Source organism: Candidatus Lernaella stagnicola (assembly GCA_030765525.1).
Lineage (GTDB): Bacteria > Lernaellota > Lernaellaia > Lernaellales > Lernaellaceae > Lernaella > Lernaella stagnicola.
Genome location: JAVCCK010000005.1, coordinates 93,212 through 120,103 on the forward strand (window position 1 = coordinate 93,212; position 26,892 = coordinate 120,103).

20 protein-coding genes are annotated in these 26,892 nt (G+C 59.8%); 11 read left to right on the top strand and 9 right to left on the bottom strand.

Features of this window, described 5'->3' with window-relative positions:
- Nucleotides 1-75 precede the first annotated feature (75 nt).
- Both P9L99_02320 and P9L99_02325 read left to right on the top strand, forming a co-directional pair.
- Nucleotides 76-2,397, top strand: a complete 2,322-nt coding sequence (locus P9L99_02320; GenBank protein ID MDP8222171.1) for a LysM peptidoglycan-binding domain-containing protein — start codon at nt 76-78, stop codon at nt 2,395-2,397.
- Nucleotides 2,398-2,445: 48 nt separating this feature from the next.
- Nucleotides 2,446-3,288, top strand: coding sequence for a site-specific DNA-methyltransferase (locus P9L99_02325; protein MDP8222172.1), 843 nt, complete (start codon nt 2,446-2,448; stop codon nt 3,286-3,288).
- A 12-nt stretch (nt 3,289-3,300) separates the two neighbouring features.
- Here P9L99_02325 and P9L99_02330 read toward each other — a convergent pair whose 3' ends face one another.
- The gene (locus P9L99_02330) at nt 3,301-4,464 is read right to left on the bottom strand and encodes a trypsin-like peptidase domain-containing protein (protein ID MDP8222173.1); all 1,164 of its coding nucleotides are present in this window, start codon (nt 4,462-4,464) and stop codon (nt 3,301-3,303) included.
- Between the two features lie 189 nt (nt 4,465-4,653).
- Between P9L99_02330 and P9L99_02335 the strand changes: the two genes are divergently transcribed.
- The 3 genes from P9L99_02335 (at nt 4,654) to P9L99_02345 (ending at nt 9,613) form a co-directional block, all read left to right on the top strand.
- Nucleotides 4,654-5,385 (top strand): hypothetical protein, encoded by a 732-nt coding sequence (locus P9L99_02335; protein MDP8222174.1) that lies wholly within the window; start codon nt 4,654-4,656, stop codon nt 5,383-5,385.
- Nucleotides 5,386-5,399: 14 nt separating this feature from the next.
- Entirely contained in the window at nt 5,400-7,292 is a 1,893-nt protein-coding gene (locus P9L99_02340; GenBank protein MDP8222175.1) for an OPT family oligopeptide transporter, read from the top strand.
- A gap of 80 nt (nt 7,293-7,372) precedes the next feature.
- Nucleotides 7,373-9,613: a hypothetical protein gene (locus tag P9L99_02345; protein MDP8222176.1), complete on the top strand. Its 2,241-nt coding sequence runs from the start codon at nt 7,373-7,375 to the stop codon at nt 9,611-9,613.
- On the opposite strand, the gene P9L99_02350 is transcribed toward P9L99_02345, so the two are convergent.
- The 6 genes from P9L99_02350 to P9L99_02375 form a co-directional block, all read right to left on the bottom strand.
- Nucleotides 9,610-10,440 carry a hypothetical protein gene (locus tag P9L99_02350; protein MDP8222177.1) on the bottom strand — a complete coding sequence of 277 codons (831 nt, stop codon included), beginning with the start codon at nt 10,438-10,440 and terminating at the stop codon, nt 9,610-9,612. The two genes, P9L99_02345 and P9L99_02350, sit on opposite strands and share 4 nt — an antisense overlap.
- Nucleotides 10,437-11,843, bottom strand: coding sequence for an SUMF1/EgtB/PvdO family nonheme iron enzyme (locus tag P9L99_02355; GenBank protein MDP8222178.1), 1,407 nt, complete (start codon nt 11,841-11,843; stop codon nt 10,437-10,439). Before P9L99_02355 ends, P9L99_02350 begins: the two co-directional genes overlap by 4 nt.
- A gap of 76 nt (nt 11,844-11,919) precedes the next feature.
- Nucleotides 11,920-12,309: an exosortase system-associated protein, TIGR04073 family gene (locus P9L99_02360; protein ID MDP8222179.1), complete on the bottom strand. Its 390-nt coding sequence runs from the start codon at nt 12,307-12,309 to the stop codon at nt 11,920-11,922.
- A gap of 11 nt (nt 12,310-12,320) precedes the next feature.
- Entirely contained in the window at nt 12,321-13,019 is a 699-nt protein-coding gene (locus P9L99_02365; protein ID MDP8222180.1) for an outer membrane beta-barrel protein, read from the bottom strand.
- A gap of 131 nt (nt 13,020-13,150) precedes the next feature.
- The gene (pgsA, locus tag P9L99_02370; GenBank protein MDP8222181.1) at nt 13,151-13,816 is read right to left on the bottom strand and encodes a CDP-diacylglycerol--glycerol-3-phosphate 3-phosphatidyltransferase; all 666 of its coding nucleotides are present in this window, start codon (nt 13,814-13,816) and stop codon (nt 13,151-13,153) included.
- 1 nt (nt 13,817) lies between these two features.
- The gene (locus P9L99_02375) at nt 13,818-14,411 is read right to left on the bottom strand and encodes a lytic transglycosylase domain-containing protein (GenBank protein MDP8222182.1); all 594 of its coding nucleotides are present in this window, start codon (nt 14,409-14,411) and stop codon (nt 13,818-13,820) included.
- A 166-nt stretch (nt 14,412-14,577) separates the two neighbouring features.
- On the opposite strand from P9L99_02375, the gene nadB reads away from it, so the two are divergent.
- The gene (gene nadB / locus P9L99_02380) at nt 14,578-16,179 is read left to right on the top strand and encodes an L-aspartate oxidase (GenBank protein ID MDP8222183.1); all 1,602 of its coding nucleotides are present in this window, start codon (nt 14,578-14,580) and stop codon (nt 16,177-16,179) included.
- A 6-nt stretch (nt 16,180-16,185) separates the two neighbouring features.
- Here nadB and P9L99_02385 read toward each other — a convergent pair whose 3' ends face one another.
- A complete protein-coding gene (locus P9L99_02385) occupies nt 16,186-17,211 on the bottom strand; it encodes a hypothetical protein (GenBank protein MDP8222184.1) in 1,026 nt (341 codons plus the stop codon).
- 91 nt (nt 17,212-17,302) lie between these two features.
- Nucleotides 17,303-18,538: a glycosyltransferase family 39 protein gene (locus P9L99_02390; GenBank protein MDP8222185.1), complete on the bottom strand. Its 1,236-nt coding sequence runs from the start codon at nt 18,536-18,538 to the stop codon at nt 17,303-17,305.
- Nucleotides 18,539-18,690: 152 nt separating this feature from the next.
- Here P9L99_02390 and P9L99_02395 point away from each other — a divergent pair, with 152 nt between their 5' ends.
- The 5 genes from P9L99_02395 (at nt 18,691) to P9L99_02415 (ending at nt 26,274) form a co-directional block, all read left to right on the top strand.
- The gene (locus P9L99_02395) at nt 18,691-21,186 is read left to right on the top strand and encodes a pyruvate formate lyase family protein (GenBank protein ID MDP8222186.1); all 2,496 of its coding nucleotides are present in this window, start codon (nt 18,691-18,693) and stop codon (nt 21,184-21,186) included.
- Nucleotides 21,187-21,309: 123 nt separating this feature from the next.
- The gene (locus P9L99_02400) at nt 21,310-21,690 is read left to right on the top strand and encodes a hypothetical protein (GenBank protein ID MDP8222187.1); all 381 of its coding nucleotides are present in this window, start codon (nt 21,310-21,312) and stop codon (nt 21,688-21,690) included.
- 602 nt (nt 21,691-22,292) lie between these two features.
- On the top strand, nt 22,293-23,246 hold the full coding sequence (glyQ, locus tag P9L99_02405; GenBank protein MDP8222188.1) for a glycine--tRNA ligase subunit alpha: 954 nt from the start codon (nt 22,293-22,295) through the stop codon (nt 23,244-23,246).
- A complete protein-coding gene (gene glyS / locus P9L99_02410) occupies nt 23,243-25,309 on the top strand; it encodes a glycine--tRNA ligase subunit beta (protein MDP8222189.1) in 2,067 nt (688 codons plus the stop codon). The genes glyQ and glyS overlap by 4 nt, the downstream gene beginning before the upstream one ends.
- A 236-nt stretch (nt 25,310-25,545) precedes the next feature.
- The gene (locus P9L99_02415; protein ID MDP8222190.1) at nt 25,546-26,274 is read left to right on the top strand and encodes a transposase; all 729 of its coding nucleotides are present in this window, start codon (nt 25,546-25,548) and stop codon (nt 26,272-26,274) included.
- Nucleotides 26,275-26,892: the final 618 nt, after the last annotated feature.

Below are 26,892 nucleotides of genomic sequence, written 5' to 3' on the forward strand. Positions count from 1 at the left end.
GTCGTAGGGCAAAGGGGGTAAAAGAAGAACTCGCAGCCGCCGGGCGCATTGAAGGCGTCCCGGAAGAGGATCACGATGCGCCGACTGCCTTTTGCCCTGCTGATCGTCCTGCTCGTCACGCTGGCCGCATGCGCCCCGCGCCACCAAGATTACGACCCCCTCGCCGACTTGTTCAACGAAGGACGCCCGGACGCCGCGCCGCAGGACTTCGACGCGCTACGCGCCGCCATCCATCAACTCGCCAACGAGGCGGTGCAATTCAGTAAGGAAGATCAAGAAGAAGAAGCCCAGGATAAAATCGACCGGGCGAAGGTTCTTATCCTCACTTTTGAGGGCTCCGAGGAGCAGCGCGAGCAACTGGCGGCGGAATACGATTTGCTGCTGGCCTTGCTCGACGAAATGATCGACCCCGACAGCCGCGCAGGCACCGATGTCTTCCAACTCGTCTTGCCGCCGGAGCCAACCGCCGAGGAAATGGCGCAAGTGGAGGCGGCGCGCTCGATTCCCAACATGCAGCGCTATCTTCGTTCGTTGCCCAAAAGCGCCCGGCGCCGGGTCGCTCAGCAACTGGCTTATTTCACGCGCACCAAAAGCGGTCGGCAGTGGTTCCAACGCTCGCTGAACCGCAGCGCCGCATATCGCGCGCATATCAGCGAAGTGCTGGCCCGCTACGAACTGCCCGCCGAACTGATGGGCGTCGCGCTGATCGAGTCGGGTTTTTCCGAACGCGCCATCAGTCACGCGGGCGCGGCAGGCATGTGGCAGTTCATGCCCGCCACGGCGCGCTATTACGGCATGACCCTCGACGGCTGGATCGACCAACGCTACGACTGGACCACCGCCACCGACGCCGCCGCCCGTTACCTACGCGACTCCATGAAAACCTTCAACGGCGACATCGAGCTGTCCGTGGCCAGCTACAACACCGGCGCGGGCAACGTAAACAAAGCGATTCGGCGGGCGCGGTCGCAGGACTATTGGAAACTGCGCCTGCACAGCGAGACCATGGCCTACGTGCCCAAATGGATCGCGGCGATGATCGTCTACTACAACCCCAAGAAGTATGGCTTTCACGTACCGCCCGACGCCCCGCAGCAGGTCGACACAATCCGCATTCGCGGCGCCATCGAGTTGGGTTCGATCGCCGGCGCGATCGGCGAGCATCCCAAGCAGATTTTTGCACTCAATCGCGCGTTGATTCGCAAAGCCACGCCGCCGGACCGTCCGTGGGATGTGCGTCTGCCGAAAGGTTCGCGAGAGCAATTGCTGGCCAACCTCGACTCGTTGATGCAGAAGGAATCTGTCGTGTGGGTCGCCCACCGGCTGCGCGCGAACGAGTCACTCGGTACGCTAAGCAAGATGTACGGCGTGTCGGTCGAACGCTTGATGAACGTCAACACCTGGCTCAATGAAAGCCTGCCGAAAGCCGGCGAAGTCATCATGGTGCCGGTGCAGACCGACGACGAAAAAGTGCTGGCCAAGGTCGCCGAACGGGAACGAGCGGCCACGGCGGCCGCCAAGCGGGCCGCGCCACCCGCGAAACAGGGCACGGTCAAGACCTACAAACCCAAAGCGCGCTCGCTTGCCTACAAGGTGCGCCGCCGCGACACGCTTTGGTCGATTTCGCAACGCTACGGCGTGTCCGTCAAAGACCTGCGCGCCTGGAACAAGGGAAAAATCGGGCCGCGGGACCGCATCACCATCGGTCAGACGTTGACGGTGCGCGTACCTCCCAACGCACCGCAAAGCCCGCCCCGCCGGTATACCGTGCGGCGCGGCGACACCCTCGGTGAAATCGCCAGGCGACACAAAGTGACCACGAAGCAACTCGCGACCCTCAACGACTTGAGCACGCGCTCGACAATCTACCCCGGCACCGTACTGCAAATCCCCGGCAGCGGCAGCGCGCAGCCGTCGACTTACAAAGTGCGAAGCGGCGACACACTTAGCGGCATCGCGGGCAAATTCGGGCTCGGCACCGGCTTGCTGGCGAAACACAACGGCATGAAAAGCAACGCGACCCTGTACGCGGGGAAAGTGTTGAAAATCCCCGGCGGCGGGAGCCCGGCGGCGGCGCCGCGTATCCACGTGGTGAAAAAGGGTGACACCTTTTCCAGCATCGCGAGCCGCCAGGGCGTGAACTACCGCTCGTTGGCTGCGTACAACGGCATGAAAACGTCCTCGACGCTGCATCCGGGTATGAAGTTGAAGATTCCGCCGAAGTCGTGGAAGCCGACCGCCAAGAAAAAGAGTGTTCGCTATAAGGTACGGCCCGGCGATAGCCTGACGAAAGTCGCCCGCCGCTTCGGGTGCTCGGTGGCCGACTTGGAACGCTGGAACAACATCAAGCGCACGTCGTCGCTGCGCGTCGGCCACGTGCTGGTGATCTACAAATGAAGCGCGGCGATTGACAAAGGCGCCCGGTTCCCGCATATCGAAAAGCTCATGAAAGACCGAATTTACTTTGGCGACAATCTGCCGCTGCTGAAAAAGATGCCGAGCGGGTCGGTGAACCTGATCTATATCGATCCGCCTTTCAACACCGGCAAGCAACGAAGTCGTGAAGTGCTCGCCACCGTGCGCGACGAAAACGGAGACCGCACAGGGTTCGGCGGCCGGCGTTACGCCACGCGTAAGCTGGGTGAAACGAACTTCGGCGACGAGTTCCAAAATTTCGGGACTTTCATCGCGCCCCGCTTGGAAGAAGCCTACCGCGTGCTGGCCGACAACGGCACGCTGTATTTCCATATCGACTACCGCGAAGTGCACTACTGCAAGGTGCAACTCGACGAGATCTTCGGCCGTCGCTGCTTCCTCAACGAGATCATCTGGGCCTACGACTACGGCGGGCGACCCAAAAGACGCTGGCCTCCCAAGCACGACAACATCCTGGTCTACGTCAAGGATGCGCGGAACTACACGTTCAACACCGAGGACATCGACCGCATTCCCTACATGGCGCCCGGTCTGGTCGGCGAGGAGAAAGCGAAAAAAGGCAAGCTGCCCACCGATACCTGGTGGCACACGATTGTCGGCACCAACAGCCGCGAAAAAACCGGCTACCCGACCCAAAAACCACAGGGCGTGCTTCGCCGCATCGTGGCGGCCAGTTCGAATCCGGGCGATCTGGTGATGGATTTCTTCGCCGGCTCGGGGACGACCGGCGCTGTGGCGCAGGAACTTCACCGCCACTTTCTGCTTATCGACAACAATCCGCAGGCCATCGAGACCATGCGCCGCCGCTTCGCGGACTTCAGCGACATCGAATGGATCGACGCCGAATCCTAGCGCGACTCCCGCCTACTGGCTCGCGGCCACTTTCGGAATCACTCTGATTTGCGTACGCCGGTCGTTGCGAACTACCGTCAACGTAGCCGGTTCGCCGACGCGGAGCAGCGCGATCATGCGGCCGAGAGCCGTGGCATCGCGCACGGGTTTGCCGTTGACGGCCACCACTACGTCGCCCTTGGCCAGGCCGCCTTTTGCCGCGGGGCTGCCGGGTTCGACAATATCAACCAGCGCGCCGGTCGCTTCGTCCAGTTGCAGGCGGCGCGCCAGATCGGGCGTGATTTCGTCGATGCCCACGCCGATATAAGCCGGTATTACCCGCCCGTGGCGCATCAGATGCGGTACGACGCCTTTGATGAGGTTCGACGGCACGGCAAAGCCGATGCCCTGCCCGCCGGCCACAATGGCCGTGTTGACGCCCACGACTTCGCCGTTCAGGTTCAGCAGAGGGCCACCGGAATTGCCGGGATTGATTTGTGCGCTGGTCTGCAGGAAATCCTCGTAACGTGCTTGCGTTCCTTTGTGCAGCCGGCGGTGCTTGGCGCTGATGAGGCCGTCGGTCAGCGAATGCTGGAGGCCGAAGGGGTTGCCCACGGCCACGACGATCTCGCCCACGCGCACCCGATCGCTATCGGCCAGGGGTAGATACGGCAGGGGTTGGTCGTGTTGGATTTTGAGTAGCGCCAGGTCGGCGGCACGGTTCAACCCGATCACGCTGGCGGATTTGACTTCGCTGGTCTGCCACAGAAAAACCTTAATTTCGTCGGCCATGTTCACCACGTGGGCGTTGGTGATCAGGAAGCCGTCGGCGCTGATTAGGAAACCGGTGCCCAGCGCCGTGGCCGAGAAGTCCAGATTGGGCGTGCGCATGGTGAACGGGCCCAGCGGCGCGCCGAAGCGGGTTTTGACTCGCGTTTTCGTAAAGATATTGACGACCGCCGGGTTGACCGATTTCGCGAGCACGATATAGGTCTCGCTGGTCAGCGGAGTGGGTCTCGTCGACCGGCCGGCGGCGTCGGTCCAAATGTCTTCCGCGTGTCCCGGCAAGCCCTTGGGCTGCGCGGCGACGGCCTCGGGCGAGCCTGGTTCCGGCCCGATGGATCCCATAAAACAAGCGCTCGAGCCTGCGAACAAGAGGATCGATGCCAACAGAATAACGTAACGTAGACGGTTCATAGTTGCTCCGGTTGGGCGGCCAAAGTTGCCCGAATATAGCACAGCCGGCGCCGTTGACCAGCCGACCTCATCCGCCTCTCCCCCTCCGTGCCGACTTTCCTTTGTTTTTGACCGCTTGCGGTCTTTTTCTGACTTGACGACACTCGCGCTTTCGCGGAATATGAGCCGCTGTCGAACGTCGTTGTGGGGATGCTTTTTGCGGGCGTTCGGTGGTCCCCAGCCATCCGAAGACACGAAGGATCATCGCAGAATGGCGATCCTTTTGATACATTTCGTAACAGCCAAACACCAGCAAGCGCGGTACACATGAGCGAGGCTGCCGTCAAAAAATCGGCCGGCATTCAGGTTAACGAGTTGGCCAACCAGATCGGCGTCGCCGAAATCGGCGCCAAGGCGACCGCGATGGGCGTGGACATTCCGGCGGTCGCGGCGCAGTCGACGGTGGCGGAACGAACCAACCAGGTTTCGACTCTGGGCTATGACACCGCGAAGATTCTCGACGGTGCGCCGGCCAAAAATCTCCTGTTGCACCTGGAGCATCTGGGCCTGAACATCGAACACGTCGCCCAATCATTCGGCACGACGGTTGACCAACTCGCCACGGTGCTCAATCCGAACTCGCCGGCACTGCAAGTGCCGTTATTCGCCCATAAGATCGCCGAACTCGTTTTGCAGGACGGCGGCGTTTTCCGGGACGTGTCGGTCAACCTGCAATTGCCACTCAAGTGTGGAAGATCGACCACTCGAAGGACCCCAGCGAGGCGTTTAAGAGCGAGGACGAATAACCGCTCACATCGTGACAAAAGAAAGAGGCTCGCCGGCCTTGCAAAATGGTCGGCGAGCCGTTTTTATGGGCGCAACTATCTGCTCCAAGCCAACCGGGACGGATCCACCGGATACGGAACCGCTCCCCCCGTGTGAGGAAAGGCGACGGCATGATCAAGCAATTGGACGAAGAACAACTCCGTACGATGACGTTAGAGGAAAAGGACCGCTGGTGGCTGGCCAACTGTTGGAAAGGCGACATGCCGCAGTTGACCCTGCGTTCGGCCCTGACGGGCATGTTCCTGGGCGGCATTCTTTCTCTTACCAATCTCTACGTCGGCATCAAGACGGGTTGGACGCTCGGCGTGGGCATCACGTCGGTCATCTTGGCCTTTGCGATGTTCAAAGTGTTCACCAAGCTGCACCTGGCCAAGACGGATATCACGCTGCTGGAAAACAACGCCATGCAGTCCATCGCCACGGCCGCGGGCTACATGACCGGTCCGCTGATTTCCAGTCTTACGGCCTATATGATGGTGACCGGACGCATCGTGCCGCTCTATCAAACCATGACGTGGATGGTTGCCGTCTCGCTGTTGGGCGTGCTATTTGCGTTCCCGCTTAAGAAACGTTTCATCAACGACGAGCAACTTCCTTTCCCCGAGGGCAAAGCCTGCGGGTACGTCATGGACGGCCTACACTCCGACGACAAGGCCGAAGGGGATCTGAAAACGAAAATTCTCGCCATTACCAGCAGCGCGAGTTTCGTTTACGCCATCTGGCGGTCGGAAGCAATTCTAGGCTTGATCAAGCTGAAAATCCTGGCCATTCCGGGATTTGTCGACGACTTCATTTACAATCTCGGCCTCGTACCCACCCTCATGGGCACGAAGTTGTCGGACCTGACCATCCGCATGGAAACCGACGTGGTCATGGTCGCCGCCGGCGGCCTGATGGGTATCCGCGTCGGCGTCAGCTTGCTGATCGGCGCCGTCGTCAACTACTTCATCCTCGCGCCGGTTCTCATCAAGCACGGCATCATCCTGCCCAACGACGCCGGAGTGATCGGTTTCCGGCAAATCTCCATGTGGTCGTTGTGGGGCGGCGTGGCGATGATGACCAGCGCTTCGCTGTTCTCGTTCTTCTCCAAGCCAAAGATGATCCTTGCGTCCTTCGCCGGGCTGCTCAAGCGCGGGAAATCGGTCGACGTGCTCAAAGACATCGAGCTGCCGATGAAAGTATTCGTCATCGGCATTCCGCTGATGGGTTTCACGACGGTTGTATTGACCCACTACTACTTCGGCGTGCACTGGGTGATGGGCGCTATCGCTATTCCGCTGATTTTCGTCTTCACGCTGATCGCGGTGACTTCCACGGGCCTCACGTCGATTACCCCCACCGGCGCGCTGGGTAAGCTCACGCAGCTCACTTACGCCGTGCTGGAACCGGGCAACATCTCGACCAACATCATGACCGCCGGCATCAACGGCGAGGTGGCGGGTAACGCCTCCAATCTTCTGATGGATATCAAACCCGGCTACATGCTGGGCGCCAAGCCGCGGCACCAGGCCATGGGTCACGTGCTGGGTATCATCGCCGGATCGCTGGTCGCACCGCCGGTTTTCTACGCCCTGTTCAAGGGCGATTTGGGGAACCTGGGCACCGAGCAACTGCCGATGATCGCCGCGCAAATTTGGGTGGGCGTGGCCAAGATCTTGACCAAGGGCCTGTCCTTCCTGGACGTCACCGCGCGCTGGGCCATCCTCATCGGGTTGATCCTGGGTGTCGGCGGCGAAGTCGCGCGCAGCGCGTCGAAGGGCAAGTTCTGGATTTCGCCGGTCGGCATCGGCCTGGCGTTCATTCTGCCCTTCTTTACGAGCCTCTCGATGTTCCTGGGCGGGCTGATTTTCTGGATCGCCGGCAAAAGCATCAACAAGGAAAGCAAGTGGCACAAATACATCGTTGAGAATTCCGAGACGATATGTGCCGGAGTGATCGCCGGCGGCGCTATTGCGGGCATTATCGTCATCCTGGTCGAGCAAGCCATCGGCGGCGGTGGCTGAGGCCATTGAGCGCCTAGCGCGAGGCAAATCGAAGGTCTTTGTTGCCGCGGGGCGCGCGGCTGCGTAGGATAGTGGTTCACATGTCTGCGCCAACCGCCGAATCTTCATGGGACTTACCGCGCTGGACCGCCGCGCTGCTGCTGGTCGTGGTGGCCGTGGGGTTTTATCCCTACCATTTCCGCGCCACCGGCAAGTGGCATAGCGACGGCGGCGACGGCAACCTGCATCGCGCGATTATCCGGCACGTCGCTGAGGCGTACCGCGACGGGCGCTTCGCCGACGTACTCGACGTGCCCTGGCACGCGCCGTACACCAAGGCGATCTACTTTACCGAGACCTTCCAGTTACCCGGGTTGCTCACCGCCCCGGTGACCGCGCTCAGCGATAATCCGGTCCTACCCCACGATTTGATCACCATCATGGTGTGGGCGCTTTCGGTGTTGGCGGCGTATCTGCTGGCGCGGCGCTTCGGCCTGTCTCGGCTGGCGTCGCTGGCGGCGGTGCTGGTGATTTCGGCCAATGCCATCCGATTGCGGCACATCTACTTTGTAGCGATCCACGCCGTGGCGGCGTTTCTTTTCGCGCTGTGGTTCTTGCGCGGTTACGAAAAAGAAAAGCGCCCGATGCAATTGTTCCTGGCGCTGCTCGTGTTGCTGCTGCCGGCGTTCACCTCGGGATACCTGTTCCCCACCGGAGCGCTGCTTTTCGCGCCCTTCGTCGTGTGGGTCGCCAGCCCCGAAAAGCTCTGGCGGCGGGCCGTGTTTTGGGGGCCGGTGGCCGCCGCGGCGGTGATTTGGGCCGCGCTCTATTTACCTCAGGCCTATTTGTACGCCGACCATTTGGACCGTTTCGGCTATGGCGAAGAGAAACTCTTTTGGAATTCCGGCGTGCTGCTGACCGACTTTTTCTGGAGCAAGCTGCATCTGCTGGCGGGGCAGTGGTCGCAGCGACCGATCTTGTTCGATCACGACATTTACCTCGGCTTCGTCGCCGTCGCGCTCGCTGTTTGGGCGCTTTTCGGGCTTGCCGCACCGCGCGAGTTGCCGCGCCCCTCCTTCGCGTTAACCGTCGCACGGCGGTTGTGGTTTTACCTTTTGCTTGTCGGCATCGCCTTGGCCGCCGCGGTCTATTTTGGCTACTTGTTTCTCGGCGGGGCGTTGCGGGTCGACGAAGTTCAGGCGCTGATTGTTAGTTTCGTTGTTTGGCCCATCTTGTTTCGCCTGCTGTTGACCGACAGCGCGCGCCGAATTTGGGCCGTGCGTTACGACCCGCGCTTCTGGTTCGCCATGTTGTTTGTGTTGGCGCTGTTGGTCGTAGCCGGGCCGTTTTTCAAAATCGAAACGGCAAAATTCGCCACCCTGCGCGGCCGGGCGATACTGGGCAATCCGGTGGGCCTGGTGATGTCGCAACTCCCCGGCTTCGCGCACATGCGCAGCCTGCCGCGCGTTTTCGTGTTCGGCTTCGTCGCGCTGGGCATGTTGGCCGGTTTCGGATTGGATCGCCTGCGCACGCGACGCCACGGCCATTGGTGGGTGATAGGCGCGGCGGTGCTGTTGTTTCTCGACACGCTGCCCGTGTTTTTTGTGGGCGAGTGGTTTTCGCCGGTACCGAGCGAAGAGCCCGCGCCGGTCTACGATTACCTCGCCGCGCTGCCGCCGGGCGGAACTCTGGTGGAATTACCGCTGGGTCGGTTGGCCGATGTCGAGACGGATATCCCGGCAACCTTCGCCACGGTGTGGCACAAGCAGCGACTACTAGCAGGCTATTCCGGACGCGTGGCGCGTCATCGCCACCGTCTTGCCGCGCTGTACGAGGGCGGCTTCTTCCGGGAACTGTACGAGGTGTTGAGCGTTTCGGGAGTGAGCACGATCCTCATTCATCCACCTGCTGCAAACAACAAGCGCCGAACGCCGCCGGAGCCACCGCCGCCCTGGCGCAAAATCTACGACGACGGCCGCGACCGCGTGTATCGTCGTCCGCCGCCACCGGTGGTATGGCGTGACGGCCGCGAACTCGAGAACGCCCACGCGGCGCTCAAAGGGAATGGGGATTTGCGTCTGTATTTGCCCGGCGTCCGACCGGGATGGTTCTACACGCGGCGCGCCGTACCGCTTTGCCTGAAAGTGATTGCCGCGTTTCAAGACGGTTCCAGCGAAACGGAATACGTGCGCTTGAATCTGGCCGCGTCGCTGTATCATTCGCAGGACATCGAATGCATCTCGCCCTGCGTCGCCAAGAAACGAGGCGTGTGGAAAGTGAAAGTACTGACATGCGAGGGCAACGATCTGCGCGGTCTATTCGACTACCCGCCGCGTGATTAGCGCTCCAGGCGGGCATCCAATCCGGCCATTTCCAGAAGCGCGTTAACCCGCGGTCGAATGCGTTTAGCCTCGTTCTTTGCGTCTTTGAGGGAGAGCCCCGGCAGCTTTTTCTGTAAATATGCCGCGTAACCCTCGCCGTTCATGCCGCTGGCCAAGCCCACGATCACCGACGCCTCAATCACGGGTTTCTCGATGTACGGTCGCGGTTTTTCGCCGCTGAATTCCCACACGACGATAGCCAGATAGGGTTCGACCTTGTCGCGGTATTCGGGCTTGTATTCAATCGATTGCCCGACGAATTCCACGAGCTGCAACATCTCCTCCACCGCCAGGTCCACACGTTCGATTGCGGCGGCAAGGGTCTTGACGGTCGGACTGGCGATCTCGGTGGTCAATTCGTATTCCGGCATGCCCTCGTAATCGACAATCAAATGTCGGGCGGGCGGCTTGTCGGGGTCCAGCGGCACGGCGCGCACTTGCAGCGTGCGCACTTCGCCGGGCTTGATCTCAAAGGTTTGCGTTTCGACCACGAGCATCGACTGAGTCTGCGCGGTCTTGTCCCGCATGATGGTCCAACGTTTGATTGTCCAGGGAGCGACGTCGACGCCGGTCCATTCCACGCGCGCGGCAAACAGCGTGGCGTTACCCGAGCCCGAGACTTTGTGCACGATCATGCGCGGCGGTTCGGGGGGCGGAGCCGTATCCGCGACCGGTGGGGGTTGAATTCCTGAGCCCGTACCGGGGGCGCGCTTAATGAAGCAACCGGTGGCCGCCATCATGACAATCCACGCCGCGAACAACACACAGAAGATATGTCGCCGATTCATTCTTTTTCCTTCGTCTCACTTTGCAGCTTCTCCGCCGGCACGAAACCCTCATCCCCGTTCGGCAGGCGGATCCACAAAAAGTCGTCGCTACGGCCTGCGACAATCACCACGGTCCCGGCCGCGACACGCGCGACCACCGCAGCCTGTAAGGATGGCCCGGCATAAAGGTTCACGTCAACCGCGGTTTTCCAGACCGGCCCGGCGGGCGGCGCGGGCGCCGCAGGTGATGAGGCCGGCTTGTCCACGCGTGGCGTCGGCGCTGAAGGCGCACCACCGTAGGCGCAGCGAAAACCGAGGTGTCCATGACTTTCATCGGGCCGCAGGGCGAAGCGATAGGAGCCGGCGCGTACGACTCGTTTCGTACCGGAGGCCGGACCACCGGGGTCCATGCCGCCGGAGCGGAAGGTGGCGCCGCTGTACCAGTCAGCCGTCCACTCTGCCAATCGTTTGCCGTTGCAGCGAACACCAAAGTCGCTTTCCGGCCACGCTTCGGAGTCGAACAACGACGGGATTTCCCCATCCGGCGCCGCGGTTCCGGCGGTCACCGCCGGGGCGCCGCCGTAGTACCGAGCTCCCCAGGCCGGGCCGCGGGTCGCCAATTCCAACTCGGCTTCGGTGGGCAGGCGGCCGCCGTGCCCGGCGCAATAGGCCTGCGCCTCGGGCCACGTCACGCGAACGACGGGCTTGGACCCCTCCAATCCGTAGCTCTCGGCTGAAATCGGCAACGCATCGATGGCGAATGCCGACACGGTCACGACATGGGGCGGGATTTGCGACAAGTCCACCCCGCCCGGCCCTTCCACGCCGTCTCCGGGCCACACGTCGCCCATGAGGAATGTCGTCGTGGGCATATTCACCCGACCGTCGGTGGCGGAGGGCGCCGGCGTCTTTTGCGCGGCGTATTGCTCCATCAAGTCATAGAAGGTTTGATTGGCGAAGCTGCTTTGCGGCGTCAGGTCGTTGCCGTAGTGTTCGGTAAACCACTGGCGATCGCGGAAGAAATCGTCGGTGAGATACACATTGCGACTAAGCGGCGAAACGACGACCACGCCCACGTAGGACACACAGCCGGGAACCACTTCAAAGGAATAAGGCCGCGCCAGCGTGACGATGTTTACGCCGGTTTGGTCCCGGTACTGGAATTCACTCAATTCCAGCAGGCCGGACGACGCCTTGGCGAGGAAATAGCCGTCGGCATCAAGACCGGTCTTGAAAGTGCCGCCACTTGGCTGACGGAATTTCGCCCACCCTTCTTCCACGTCGCGCACCGGGGCGACACGGCCGAAGAACAGCCCCTTGGCGTCGTTGCTTTTCAGGTACACGGATTCGGGCAGTTGCTTGACGCAACCGCACGCCAAACCTGCCAGGGCTAGACTCAACAGCAGCGCGATAACGCGATTCACCGGAATAGCCTCCAAAACAAACGAACCCGCCCCTCGAGGGACAGGTTCGTGATGGTGAACTTTAGTTTGTCGTCGGTCAGAATATATATTCGGGATTGATCGCCGGGTCCAGACTCGGCAGATAGAACGTCGTCACTTCGTAGATCCCGTCCAGTTCGCGGTAGAAAGTCCACGCCACACCGGCAAAAACACCGTAGGTCAAACCCGTGAGGAATTCGCCGACGCTTTCGCCTTTTTCCGCTTCGATGACCGGCTGCTTGAGCAACTCAATGGGCCCGGTACCGATGTTCACCAGCCCGCGACCGAGTTTCTTAGTCGCGTCGAAGAAGGGGCTCGGATAAGGGCCCACGATCTTGCTGTAGCTGGAAATGATATGGCCACCGATATAATCGTCGGCCTGAGCCATGCCGGCGAAGGCTAAGCTGAGAAGGAGCGAAACCGCGATAAGCAAACCGATCCGTTTCATCGATTTTCTCCCTACCATTGGAATGTGAGATTCAAGCCGCCGGAGTACGTCAGTGAGCTTTCAAGATCTTCCTTGAAGAGCATCACGTCGTCGGCCGCGAATCCCGCGATGGTGTCGCCGATAACGAAGTTTTTCCAGATACGAAGGTCCACGCCGATACTGAACCACGGAGCGAGCATGAAATCCACGCCGCCGCCGAGGTTCATATAAACGGTATTGTAACCGTCGTAATCTTCACCGTCGAACGCCCGTTGAACGTCGGGGTAGTCTTGGATGACCCACATCAGCGGCATCCAACCCATACCCATGCGGTAGTAGGGTTGGACGAGCACGAAGTCGGCATCCCGGAAACGATCGCGCGGGTACAGTTTACCGGACACGCCGATACCGCCCATGCCGCCCGTTTCCTGCCCAATACCACCCCAAGTGGCGGATTCCAAAATGGTCTCCACGTCATCGCCGGATGGATTGGTGGTAATCAGCGGCGTGAAATCAAGCTGAATGGAAAAATTGTTGGTGATGCCGTACCCGAAAAACAGCGTTCCGCCGAATCCCGGATCAAAGTTGTCGGCCATCCACCCCGTGTAGCCGTGGTAACCGCCATCGACACCGATGATAAAAACGTTGTCGACTTTTTCGGCGGCCGTAGCGAACGAAGCGGATGCCAAAAACACGAGTAGAATGACGGCTGCTAAGCTCTTGCGGCTCATACTTCCCTCCGAAGCCTTAGCCAAGAAAGTCCTGGATAATTCACCTGATTGTCTTTTGGATACTTGGTTGCGAAAGAAAAGTCAAGGAACTTCTCTTTTTTTCGCCTATCAACAGAGTTATGGTACACGCCTTAAGAAGGCGCTTGATGTTTATTTCCATCGGCGTTTTCGGCGGCTTTTTTGTGGGCCGCTGTCTCCGAGTCCACAAATTTCTTGATGTAGTCGTAGCCGGAATACATCGTGTAGAAAACCGCCACGTACATCGAGATTGTTCCCACGTTGTGGTAGGTCAACCAGTCGAGCCAAGTCGGCACTAAGCCTAAGCCGAAATCGAGCGAACCGTGCAAAAGCAAGCATACGATGGCGATATCCTGCCAAACGGTTTTGCTCTTTCCCAGATTGCTCGCGGCGATCACGGTGCCACGCGTACTGGCCACGCCCCGCAGGCCGGTAATTACCATCTCTCTTAGGATGATGATCAGCCCGATCCAGGCTGGCAAGCGGTCCAGATTGATCAATAATATCAAGGCAGTGGTTACCATCACCTTGTCGGCCAGCGGATCGAGGAACTTACCGATATCGGTAACCTGACCTGTTTTGCGCGCCAAGTAGCCGTCGAGGATGTCGCTGAGCGCGGCAATCAAGAACACCGCTCCCGCCGCCACGCCGTAGAAAATCGTACCGCCGTCGGTGTTCAGGTATTTCTCCAGATAGAGAAATAGGAACAGAAACGGCGCCATTCCGAGTCGCCCCAGGGAAACCATGTTCGGGGTGGTCAGGAAGTCTTCTTGCTTCATGTTATTGGTTCCGATAGTAGTCGCGCATCGCCAAAACCGATTGCACGAAGTGAGCCGTTTCCGCAATTGTCGGGATCTCACCCGCTTTGGGCACGGCACCGGGACCCGCATTGTAGGCCGCCAACGCCAAGGACACGTTGCCGTCATATTCGGCCAACAAATAGCGCATATAACGAGCGCCGCCCGCCGCCGATTCGACAGGATTCATCGAATTGCGAACACCGAACTTGCGCCCTGTGGCGGGCATGAATTGCAGGAGCCCCTGCGCGCCCATCGGGGAGACCACGTAGGGCCGAAATCGCGACTCGGTCCAAGCGATCGCGCACAACAGTTCGGGTTCCACACCGTGTCGCAACGCCGCGCCGGAGACAATCGCCATCAGTTCCTTTTGGCGGAAGGGACGCCGTAGCGCCGCGCGTTGCTCCGCTTCCCGCCGTGTTTCTTCCAACAGCATTCGCTCGCGTCCGTCGGGCGGCAAATTCGTATAACTCCACACGGTTTGCGGGTCGTTAATGACGATCACCCCGCTTCCCGCGCTGGAAACCCACGTTGTGACGAGTAGCAGGGCTAACCCCGCGACCAATGCAATCCGCATGATTCTTCGGCCTTCCCCCTTTGTTCGAGCCTCCAAAGATAGGCGGGTCGCATTCGCCATGTCAAGCGATACCCGCCCTCCCCGGCGTCGACTTGGAAGCCCAAAGCCTTGACAAATCGGCGAAAAAGCGCAGAAACTCGCCTTCGACCTCAAGAAGGAACTCGCTATGCCTCATGTGTCGGACGTTCTGGTCCTGGGAAGCGGTGTGGCCGGATTGATTACCGCGCTTCAGCTTGCTGATTCCATGGACGTAACTTTGGTCACTAAGTCCTCCATCGATGAATCGAACACCAAATATGCCCAGGGAGGCGTAGCCGCCGTCACCTCACTGGAAGATAGTCTCGAATTGCACGTGGCCGACACACTCGATGCCGGGGCCGGCTTGTGCAATGAGGATGTCGTGCGGATGGTCGTATCCGAGGGCCCGGCGCGTATTCGCGAATTGATCGACCTTGGGGTGACCTTCGACCGGCGCAATGAAGATCCCGCCAAGTTCGACCTGCACCGCGAGGGCGGTCACTCCAAGCGGCGGATATTGCATGTCGGCGATTTAACCGGCGCGGAAATCGAGCGGGTGTTGGTCCAGCGCGTACAGGACCACGATCGTATTCACGTTTTCGAGAATCACTTCGCCATTGACTTGATCACGACCTCGAAATTCTACCACAACCGGGTCGCCGATCAGTGTCTCGGCGCGTACGTACTCGATAAGCAATCCGGCGAAGTGCTAACGATTCTGGCCACCTATACCGTCATGGCGACCGGCGGGGCGGGAAAAGTGTATTTGATCACCAGCAATCCCGATGTCGCCACCGGGGACGGCCTGGCCATCGCCTGGCGCGCCGGCGCGGCGATCGGTGCCATGGAATTCTATCAATTTCACCCGACGTGCCTCTATCACCCCTACGCCAGCAACTTCCTGATCAGTGAGGCCGTACGCGGTGAGGGCGGCATGCTCATCAACGCCCGGGGCGGGCGCTTTATGGACAAGGTTGATCCCCGCGGCTGCCTGGCCCCGCGTGATATCGTCGCCCGCGCCATCGACGCGGAAATCAAACGTACGGGCACCAACTGCGTGTACCTGGACATCAGCCATCTGGGCGACCAAGCCGCCGAGAAATTCCCCCACATTTACAGCAAGTGCCTCACGTTAAGTATCGACATCACGAAAGAACCGATTCCCGTCGCGCCCGCTGCGCACTACATGTGCGGCGGCGTCGTCACCAACCGCTTGGGCGAGTCCACATTGCCGAATCTTTTCGTAATCGGTGAAGCCTCCTATACCGGCTTGCACGGCGCCAACCGGTTGGCTTCCAACAGCCTGCTCGAGGCGTTGGTATTCGGTCATAACGCCGCGGAGGAGATCGTGCGGCGCGGCAAGCAAACGGAAGAGCGCATTCCGGTGCCCGATTGGGACGCCAGCGGCACGACCGATCCCAATGAAGCGATCATGGTGACGCATAACTGGGAGGAAGTGCGCCGGACCATGACCAACTATGTCGGCATCGTGCGCAGTGACAGCCGCCTCAAGCGTGCCAAGCGGCGGATTAAGATGATCATTAACGAAATCGACGAGTACTACTGGGACTTCACGGTGACGCCCGATTTGCTCGAATTGCGCAACCTGGCGCTGGTGGCGCAGTTGATCATTCGGGCGGCGCGCAAACGACGTGAAAGCCGGGGTCTGCACTACAGTCTCGACTATCCCGACACCCTGTCCGAACCGCAGGAATTTACCGATCGCCGTCGTTTGTCCTGGTTCGATTAATCTCGCTTAGGGACCTACCAAAGCTTCGGCCCGCAGGAATTTCGCGATTTCGTGCCCGTACCACCGCATCACGCGGGGCGGCGGGTGGATTGCGGCGAATTCCTCGGTCATACCCTCCGCGCTCAAATGAAACACCGGCACGCCCAAACCCGCCGTGTACCGGGCTTTGACCGAGGCCGGCCGTCCGGGAAACAGGAAAAAACACACGCCCACGTCGGCCTGCCGGGCCGCTCGGGCGAGGCGGTGAATCGCGGCGACGTTAGTGTTTTCGAATTCCTTGTTCTTCGTCCAATCCAGACCCCGGCGACTCATCATGCCGGCGTAGTAGAAGCGGTAAAAGCGGGATTTCCGCAAGAGAGTGCGGCGCAGCTTCGGCAGGTCCGCAAAGCCCAAGAAAGACGCCGGCTCGAAGAACAGGAGATCCCAAAACTCCGGGTACTTCTCAAAAAACGGCGCAAAGGGCGCCCCATGCAAAAAGGCCGGGGCACCGGTGTTGGTTAGCGCCAAGATCAATAGGTCGGGCTCGAATGTCTCGAGGGCGATTTCCGCTTGGCGGGCCGACTGGCTGCCTACGTAGGCCGGGACGCCGCCGTTCCATACTTCGAAACCGCCCTGCCCCTCGTTCAACTCCCGCTCGAGTTGGGCGGGCCAACTCTGCTCGTCGGTCACGTTGACACCGTATACGTTCGATCCGCCCAGCACGATGATGCGAAAAGTGTCGGCCGGCTTCTCGACGGCGACCTCATGGCCTCGATACCCCAGGGAATTGACGTGCACGCGGCCGTCCGGGGTTTGGCTGCCGGGTCGCAAGCGAAACAGCAGGCGTGGATCGTCCACCACTTCATGCACCGACGGATCGATAACCTGATAGTAAAGCAGCCCCCCGATCAGCTTCCAATCCTTGTCGGCGTGTCCGATATTCGCCTCGCCGATGATCAACGCCCCGAGAATCGAGACGATCACGACCACGACCACAAAAACGACGGGCCGTCGACCGGCTTTCCGCGTAGAGGTTGTCACACCATCGGGCATTCCCATGTTCCCTATCTCTCGCCGGCTGATTGTCCGCGGGACGCGGCAACCCACACCGACGTTCGGTTGCGTCGTTACGAACCCCTGGGGCTCAGAAGCTTTCGATGTAGCGCGCGCAAAACTCCGCAAAGGCCGGGGCGTCCGACGCGCACTTGATTCCATAGCGGTAATATTCGCCCAGCGCCATAGCATTGAGCGCGAAAAGCACGATCAGAAAAGCCGCCGGCACCAGCCACGGCCGTCGTCGCAAAACCGCCCGACGATTTGCCGACGCGATGGTGATCTCGACGATTCCCCACCCCGCCAACAATTGATGCATCGGGAAAATGAATATCAGGTAGCGCGGGTGGAAAAACTGGCCGAAGCCGCTCGCCGCCAGGTACATCACCGGCACCGCGTAATGCGCTGCGATCAATAACGCGCCCAAGCGCTCCCGCCGCCAGACCCCGACAAAGCCGAATACTGCCAAGGGCGCGTAAAATACCAAGGAGGCTGTGCTGCCGCAGCCGACATGCAACAACGCCGCCCCCAGCATTCGCCAAGCGGCTGGGACATCGCCGCCCGCTTCGGAAATGTGGGGCTGAAACAACTCCGGCCGGACGGCGAGGTTCAGCGTCTGTCCCAACCAAGGCAGATACAACGCCGCGCCCAAGGCGAGGCCGACCCAGGCCCAGGTTCGCCCTTTCCATTCGTGCCCCTCGCTTCGCGGCAGAAGGTACGACGCGGCCAGAACCAACAAGTGCGCCGCGAGCACCATCGCCGCGACGTAGTGCAGGTACGCCGTGAGCGCCAGGCAAACCGCATACGCCGGGACCAGGCGGCGGTCGGCGCTTTCAACCAATCGCAGCAGCAACCACGCCGAAACCACGGCCGTCAGGGCGACGGCGGCATACGGCCGGTTCTCCTGACTGTAATACACGCCGTAAAAGCTGAAGGCGACGAGCAGCGCCGGTAGCCACGCGCGATCGCGTTCGCCCAATTGTCGCACCAACAGCAGCACGGCACCGACCAAGGCGATACCTGACAACGCCGATAGCAGGCGCAGGAAAAACCGCCCCGTAGCGGTGAACATCGCCTTCGCGGGGTCGGCCAGCAAGGGGTGAAACCAGCGATTGAGCAGGTGATATCCGGGCGGATCGATGGGCGCTTTTATGGAATCACGATTGCGCAATTCGTCGAAGAGCGAGTCGAGAGACAGGTATTGCGCACCGGCTGCCAGGGTCTCATCGCCCCACAGCGGCGGCCCGCCCAAATTGGACAGGCGAAAAAACGTCGCCAGTGCAAGGGCAAACAGAAAAAGCACGCGCTGCTTTCGAGACGGTTGCATATCGCTTTCCGTAAACCGGATTTGACCGATTCTAAACGCCCGGCCGATGAAAGGCGAATCGGCGGCGGTGATTTGTTGTTCGACGCAATGGGCTTGTTTTGAGCTTTTCCATATTCGAAACTTTATTTGTCGTAACCTAAAAGGAAACAGCGATGACGATTCACCCGCGCAACCAAGCGCTCAAGGACGAAATCCTATCCGCGCCGTATGTCATTTGCGTAGAGCGCGCGCGTTTCGTCACCGAAGCCTACCGCGCCACCGAGGGGCAGCCTCCGGCCCTGCGCGCCGCGCACGCTTTGGCGCACACGTTGGCGAATGTGACGGTGGAAATCGGGCCTCATGACGCAGTCGCCGGGTGGCGGGCGAGTCGACCGGTCGCGGCGGTACTACCGGTGGAGCGCGGCGACATCAATACGGTGCTCGAACTGGAAATGGATTTTCTCACGAATCGCGAGAGCCAACCTTTCCACATTTCCGCGAGCGATCGCGCATTGCTGATCGACGATATTCTGCCCTACTGGCGCGGCAAATCCGTGCGCGATCACAAAAAACGGTTGTGGAAGAAAAACGGCCTGCATCTGCGACCGTCCTTCGGACCGCGCAGCCTGCTACGGCGCTTTCGCGGGCTCGATTTGGGAAAGCTCAAGGAAGTGACGAAAGTTCCCAAATTGAGCATCTCCTATGTCCACCGTGGATTGGATGAAATCGCGTTCAACAACCCTGGTTTCGTCATGAACGTGTTCGACGTGCAGGGGCACATGATCCTGGGCCATAAGAACGTCCTGCGCGAGGGCTTTATCGGCGTCGAGGCGCGGGCCCAAGCCGAATTGGCCGACGCCCGCCGCGCCGGTGATCGCAACGGTGTTGCCTGGCTTGAAGCGGTGATTCTAAGTTGCCGGGCCGTGCGTGATTTCGCCCGCCGTTACGCGGTGCGGGCCGCCAACCTCGCCGTGGAATGCAACGATCCGGAACGGCGCGAAGTTCTGCAGCGCATCGCCGCGGCGTGCCGACGCGTTCCGTACCAGCCGCCCGAGTCGTTCTTCGAAGCGGTGCAGGCGGTTTGGCTGACGCAAGTGGCCGCGATGATCGCCTACGGCATGACCAGCATTTTCGCCGTGGGCCGCGTCGATCAGTATCTGTATCCCTATTTTGCCGCCGACGTGGAGGCGGGAAACATCACGCGGGCCGAGGCGACGGTCTTGATGGAAGAGTTACTCCTCAAACTCAGTTGCGGCTTGTTACTGCTGCCTTACGTGGGCAAACGTACCAGTAGCGAGCTGGGCAGCGACAGCGCCTCGGTGACCATCGGCGGTGTGGACCGCGACGGGAACGACGCCGTGAACGAGCTGTCGCGCGTCATTCTCGACGCCTTTGTCAACGTCAAGTCCACGGGCAACAGCTTCACCATTCGGCTCTCGGAAAAGAGCCCGCCGGAATTCTGGCGCCGGGCTATGGAAACCTACCGAACGACTTCGGGCGCCGCGTTGTTTTACGACGAGGCCGCCGTTCCGGCGCTGGAACAATGCGGCGTCGCGCCCGCCGACGCCCGCGACTACGGCGTGATCGGCTGCGTCGAGCCCACGGGAGACGGCGACACCTTCGGATGCACGTCCGGCAACGACATCAGCCTCGTGGGAGCGCTGGAAATGGCGCTGTTCAACGGCGAGTTGCGGATGATGGGCAAGACCGTCGGGCCGCGCACCGGCGATCCACGCGGCTTTCGCTCTTTTGACGATTTCATGGCCGCGTTCAAAAGCCAGATGTGCTTTATGATCGACACCGTCGCCAAGGCGGTAAACCTGAAGGACGAAGTCTACCGGGAGCATTACCCCAATCCCCTGGTGTCATCCACGTTGAAGGGGTGCGTCGAAGCGCGGCGCGACATGACCGACGGCGGAGCGCACTACAATTTCGGCTCGATCAGCGCGCGCGGTTTGGGCACCGTGGCGAACTCATTGGCCGCGATCAAGCATTTCGTCTTCGACCGGGGCACGATCTCGATGAGCCACCTGCTCACGATGCTCGACCACAATTTCGACGGTTACGACAAGGTGCACGCCATGTTGGCCTATCGCGGGCCGAAGTACGGTTGCGACGACGCCGAAGCCGACGCTATCGCCAAGGAAGTCGCCGAGTTTTTCTGCCGCGAGGTGGCCGCGCGCCAGACGCAGCGGGGCGGTCCGTTCCGGCCGGGCTTCTTCTCCTACGGGATGCACGTATTGGAAGGGTTGTTTCTCGGCGCGACGCCCGACGGACGCCGGGCGGGCGAACCCATTAGCAACAGCTTCTCGCCCGCCAACGGCTCGGAGCGGCAGGGTCCCACGGCGATGCTTCGCTCGATCGCCAAGATCGACCACCGGCTGATTTCCAACGGATGCGCGGTGAATGTGAAGTTCCTGCCGGCGCTTTTCGCTACCGACGAGCGTCTGGACAAGATGACGGCGTTGGTGCGGGCGTTTTTCGCCGAAGGCGGGATGGAACTGCAACCGAACGTCATCGACAACGAAACCCTCCGCGACGCTCAGAAGCACCCCGACAAGTACCGCGATCTGGTTATTCGGGTATCCGGTTATTCCGCTTATTTCACGGATTTGGGAAGGCCGCTCCAGGACGAGATTATTTCCCGCACGTCATTTGGAAACCTTTAGCCGCAGATCTTGTCGAAAGAAAAAGAAGTGACATTCGCGTTGCTACTGATTATCTTTTGACCCGGCGCGGGGGAAGCTCACGCCGGAAAAATGACACGAACTGGGTCTGTAAGGAGAACATGAATGAGAAGCAAGAACGTGATCTGGTTCACGGTGATGTCTTTGTTGATGCTGGGAATCGCTGTGTTCTTTTTTACCGCGTGCGGTGACGACGACGATGATGACGACGACACGGTCGGCGACGATGACACGGCCGGCGCGGTCTTCGATGCCACTGAATGCTTCAACGCATGCGAAGCCGGTGAACTCGACTCGGTGGTTTACACGCTACCCGACGATTTCGCCGAATGGGATTGCCCCGATTTAAACCTGTACTTCGATGACGCCGAAGAGCCCGACGAGTTCGACGCCAACGACATCGATTGCAGTGATTTCTGCGGCGTTTGCGCGTTTTGTTACTCCGACGCGGGCGACACGCCCGTCCCCGAGTGCATCGCGCCGTAACACCGCAAGCCTGACCGAACCAACCGGCGCGCGGGAGTGTTGAGAAGGCTCTCTCGCGCGCTTTCTATATTCCGGCCGTTGCGTTTCGAAGTCGGCGGCATTTCTCGCAGCATCACACCGAGTATTGTGTGGAATACCGTATCTCGCCACACCGATTACACTTGGGGTGTGTCGCCGCGTTCAACCACGAATACGTAACGCCCCGAAGCAACTTTTCCGACATTATTCAATTTGCCTCTCGGCCCGAGGATACTTCACCAGGCGATACGTCCGTGAGTTGAAAAATGAAAAAGGCTGGTTCGCGCTCGGCAAGCGGAAATCGTCTGCCATCGGTCCCTGTGCGGGCCGGCTCGCGTCAACGCCCCACCGACCCACGGTGGCCGGCATGTCATTGGAAGGTACAAAACCGCGCATCTGGAATCGGTGGCTTTGTCTTGTGAAATCAATATATTACGCTTTGTCCGCATTGAAAAACGTCTCTCGCGACCTCACTCTGCGAAGGCTGCGTTTTGACCTCAGAAACCCGCGCGCGGCGTTGACAGTCCTGCAAGTGCAAGTTAGCTTCCAAGCGACTTTCGTCGCATCCGTTTAGGAGGCTTCTTTTGACTTTTCAGGAATTGATTTTGGCGCTGACAGAGTTCTGGGCGAGGCAAAATTGCCTCATCGTGCAGCCCTACGACATCGAAGTCGGGGCCGGCACCATGAACCCGAGCACCTTTCTGCGTTGCTTGGGGCCCGAACCGTGGAACGTAGCCTACGTGGAGCCGAGCCGCCGCCCTACCGACGGACGTTATGGGCAGAATCCGAACCGGCTGCAGCATTATTATCAGTTCCAGGTCATCATGAAACCGAGCCCGAAGGACATCCAGGAAATCTATCTGGACAGCCTCAAGGCCTTTGGCGTCGATCCGCTGAAACACGATATCCGTTTCGTGGAAGATAACTGGGAAAGCCCGACCCTCGGCGCTTGGGGCCTGGGATGGGAAGTCTGGCTCGACGGCATGGAGATCACGCAGTTCACCTATTTCCAGCAAGCCGGCGGCTTCGATTGCCGGCCGGTCAGTGTGGAAATCACCTACGGCATCGAGCGTATCGCGATGTACCTGCAGGGCGTGGACAACGTATACGACCTCGTGTGGATACCGGGCGTGAGCTACGGCGACGTCTACCACCAAAACGAAGTCGAGCAGAGCACCTACAACTTCGACGTATCGGATACCGACACCTTGCTCGAACTGTTCAATCGCTACGAAGCCGAATCCGTGCGCTGCCTCGACGCCGAGCTCCCCCTGCCCGGCTACGACTACTGTCTCAAATGCAGCCACACCTTTAACCTGCTCGACGCTCGCGGCGCGATTAGCGTCACCGAACGTGTCAATTATATCGGCCGGGTACGCGACCTGGCTCGCCGCTGCGCCGAAGGTTGGTTGGCGGCCCGCAAGCGGCTTGGTTACCCGCTGGTCAAAGACCCGGAAAGGCGCGCGCGCCTGAAACTCGACGAGCCCGAGGAACAAGATGCAAACAACGACGCAGAGGAAAAGGAGGCGGGCCAATGAGCGCCACCGAATTGCTGCTGGAAATCGGCACCGAGGAAATCCCCGCCCGCTTTCTGCCCGAGGCCGAGGCGAACCTGGCGCAGCGTCTCACCGAGAAATTGCGGGCGTTGAATCTCAACTTCGGGGAACTGCTTGTTTACTCCACACCGCGACGGCTTACCGTCACGGTGGACCGCTTGGCGACACGCCAGCCGGACCGCAACATCGAGAAAATGGGGCCCGCGAAGAAGGTCGCCTACAACGATGAAGGAAAACCCACGAAAGCCGCCATCGGTTTTGCGAAGGGGCAAGGCGTCGAGATCGACGAGTTGGAGCTTTTTACGACCGAAAAAGGGGAATACATCGGTATTAAGAAAACGATTTCCGGTCAGCCCACCGCCGACATTCTGCCGGAGGCGCTGACCGAAATTATCCTCGCGCTGCCGTGGCCTAAGTCGATGCGCTGGGGCGACCTCGATTTGCGTTTCGTGCGACCCGTGCATTGGATCGTCGCCCTGCTCGGCGGTGAGACGCTGCCGATCACCATCGGCGAAATTCCGGCCGGCGCGCAGACGCGCGGTCATCGCTTCCATTCGCCGGCGGCGATCGAGGTAACCGATTTTGCGGATTACCGCGACAAGCTCGCGGCGGCGAAGGTGACGTTGGACGCGGCGCAACGGCGTGAGGTGATTCGCGCCAAGCTCGACGAATTCGCCGGGCAATTGAGCGGTAAGTGGATCGTGGACGAAGAGTTGCTGACCCATGTCGCCTACCTTGTCGAGTGGCCGGTGCCGCTGCTGGGTCGTTTCCCGGCGGAGTACCTGGAACTGCCGCGCGAGGTGTTGGTCACGACGATGAGCACGCACCAAAAGTACTTTTCATTTGAAGACGCGCAAGGGGCGTTGCTGCCCGCGTTTTGCCTCGTGGCCAATATCGAGGCCGATGATCCGGAACTCGTCGTGCGCGGCAACCAGCGCGTTTTGGTGGCGCGACTGGAAGACGCGAAATACTATTGGGAGACCGACCGTAAAAAGCCGCTGGACGATTTCGCCGCCGATCTCGAGGGCATGCTGTACCACAAGCTGCTGGGCAGCTATGCCGAAAAGGTCGACCGCGTGCGTAAGCTCGTCAACTATTTCGGGGCGATGGTGGCCACGGATTCGCTGGATACCGCCAAGCGTGCCGCGCAGATCTACAAAGCCGATTTGCTGACCGGTATGGTCGCCGAGTTTCCCGAGTTGCAGGGGATCATCGGTCGCTATTACGCCCGCGAGCAAGGCGAAGAAGAAGCGGTCGGCGAGGCGATTTTCGAACACTACCTTCCCCGTTTTGCGGGCGACGAACTGCCCGCATCCGATGCCGGCGCGGTGCTTTCGGTGTGCGACAAAATGGATTCGATCGCCGCTTGTTTCGGCGTGGGTTTGTCGCCAACGGGGTCGGGCGATCCCTACGCGCTGCGTCGCCAGGCGTTGGGCGTGTTGCACATTCTGGCCGAGCGTGCGTGGGATGTGGCGCTCACGGATCTGATCCGCAAATCGGTCGATGGCGTGGAGGACAAATTCAAAGCCGATCGCGCCGACTTGGAAGAGGAGATTCTCGCCTTTTTCCGCGACCGCTTGTTCCACTTCATGCGGGGCCGGGGGATGCGGGCCGAAGTGGCCGATGCCGTGTTGGCCGTTCGTTTCGATACCGTCCCGGCGACCGTGGCGCGCATCGAGGCGGTCAACGAGTTTTCCAAGCGCGATGAGTTCGAGGCTTTCGCTACGGCGTTTAAGCGCGCGGGGAACATCGTCAAGGATTACGAAGACCCGGGCGAAGTGGACGAGGCTTTGTTGGAGGAAGACGCGGAGAAGGCGCTTTTTGCGGCGGTGCAGTCCATTGCCGACCAGGTGCAAACGCTGGTGGCCGTCGGCGATGTACTTGGTGCGTTGATGACGATTTCCGAGATTCGCCCACAGGTCGACGTGTTTTTCGACGATGTGTTGGTCATGCACAAGAAAGAAGACATTAAAACCAACCGGCTTAATCTGGTGGCTTCGGTCACGGCGCTGTTTTCGGCGATCGCCGACTTCCGCCGCATTTAACCACTCGTTACATTCCGTAATCCCGAACCCTTAAACGTTGGTGCCTGGCACCAACTTACGTCGTGATTTGCGTTCGATTTCCGGAATTTTCCTCCGAAAACCGGAAACAATGACAAGCCGAGATCCCTTCAACCTATTGATATCACTATCTTACTTTTCTTTGGCACACAACTTGACTAAGAGGTGTGAGAAATTCAACACCCGTTGGTGCCTGGCCCCAGGTAAGGAGGTTCAAAATGGCGCGGAATCCAAGGATCGTGGTCGCGGGATACCCTCATCACGTCACCCATCGCGGCAATCGCGGCGAGAAAATCTTCCGGTCGGACAAAGATCGCCAAAAGTACCTGGCTCTCCTCAAGAAATACGTCGAACAATACGAAGTCGCCGTTTTATCCTACTGCTTGATGCCCAACCACGTGCATCTCGTGCTCGTACCCACAATCATCACCGGACTAGCCGGCGTACTCCACGACACCCACGGAGTCTACGCCACCTACTTCAACGAAACTCACGAAACCACCGGCCACCTCTGGCAGGGTCGCTACTACTCAACGCCCATGGACGAGCGACACATGTGGGCCGCCATCCGCTACGTCGAGCGCAACTCGGTTCGCGCCGGAATGGCTTGCCACGCCGCCGACTACCGCTGGTCCAGCGCCCCCGCCCATTGCGGAAAAACCGCCGACCCGCTTATCAAACCCAGCCCCCTGCTGGACGACAGGTCCCTCGACTGGCCCTGGTTTCTCAGCGGCGAGGAAGATCCCTACGAGAAAAAAGTTCGTACCGATACAATGGCCGGAATGCCCTGCGGCTCGCCCTTTTTCGTCGCTTTCCTCGAAATCTTGCTTGGCAGAAAATTCTCGGCCGAAGCCCCCGAAACCGATCGCCGTCCCGTATTCCGCCCCGCCCCCCGGCTCCGCAAGTCGCCTGCGCAAATCCCGACGCAAACCGCTTTCCCAGGATGAATCCGGCGCCCGAACCTTCCGGAATGGAACGACTTGCAGGCGGGCACAGGCAAAGGTCGGCGCGCGGCTGTCATAATGCTTCCGTCCGGTGGTTGTTCCGGCGGGGATCGCCGCTCTGTTTACCGGGCCACGATTGACTCTCATTCGCCTTCCAGTGCCTGCTCGACCAGTAAAGCACCCGGAAATCAACATAAATCGGCGGATAATTCTCCGCGAGGGCAAGTCGGGTACATTTCAACGCTCGTCGAAGCCGTACGGAAAATTTTTGGCAACGCGGCAGGACATGGAAAATGTTTTCGCCGCTCGATTTGCCAATCTTGTACTATCCAAACTTCACAATCGCCTCTCGAAAGAATGGAAGCTCATGAAAAATAAGAGCTAACCCCCTTTTTTACGCGCCGCGTCGTAAGAGACGCAACTTCTTGTGGTCGGAAAAATTTTCCCTACCATATGTAGATTTTACCTTGACAGGCTCAAAAATCTTGGGCTAACATCCCTTCTTGCCTGACTGGCTCTTAGGAAGATTCGATTTTTCTTTAGTTTCAAGCCTTTTTAGACGAACCCTTAAAGTGGCGTCTTAAGCTTGAAAGGGTTGATTTTTGGTCGTTTTTTAAGTTT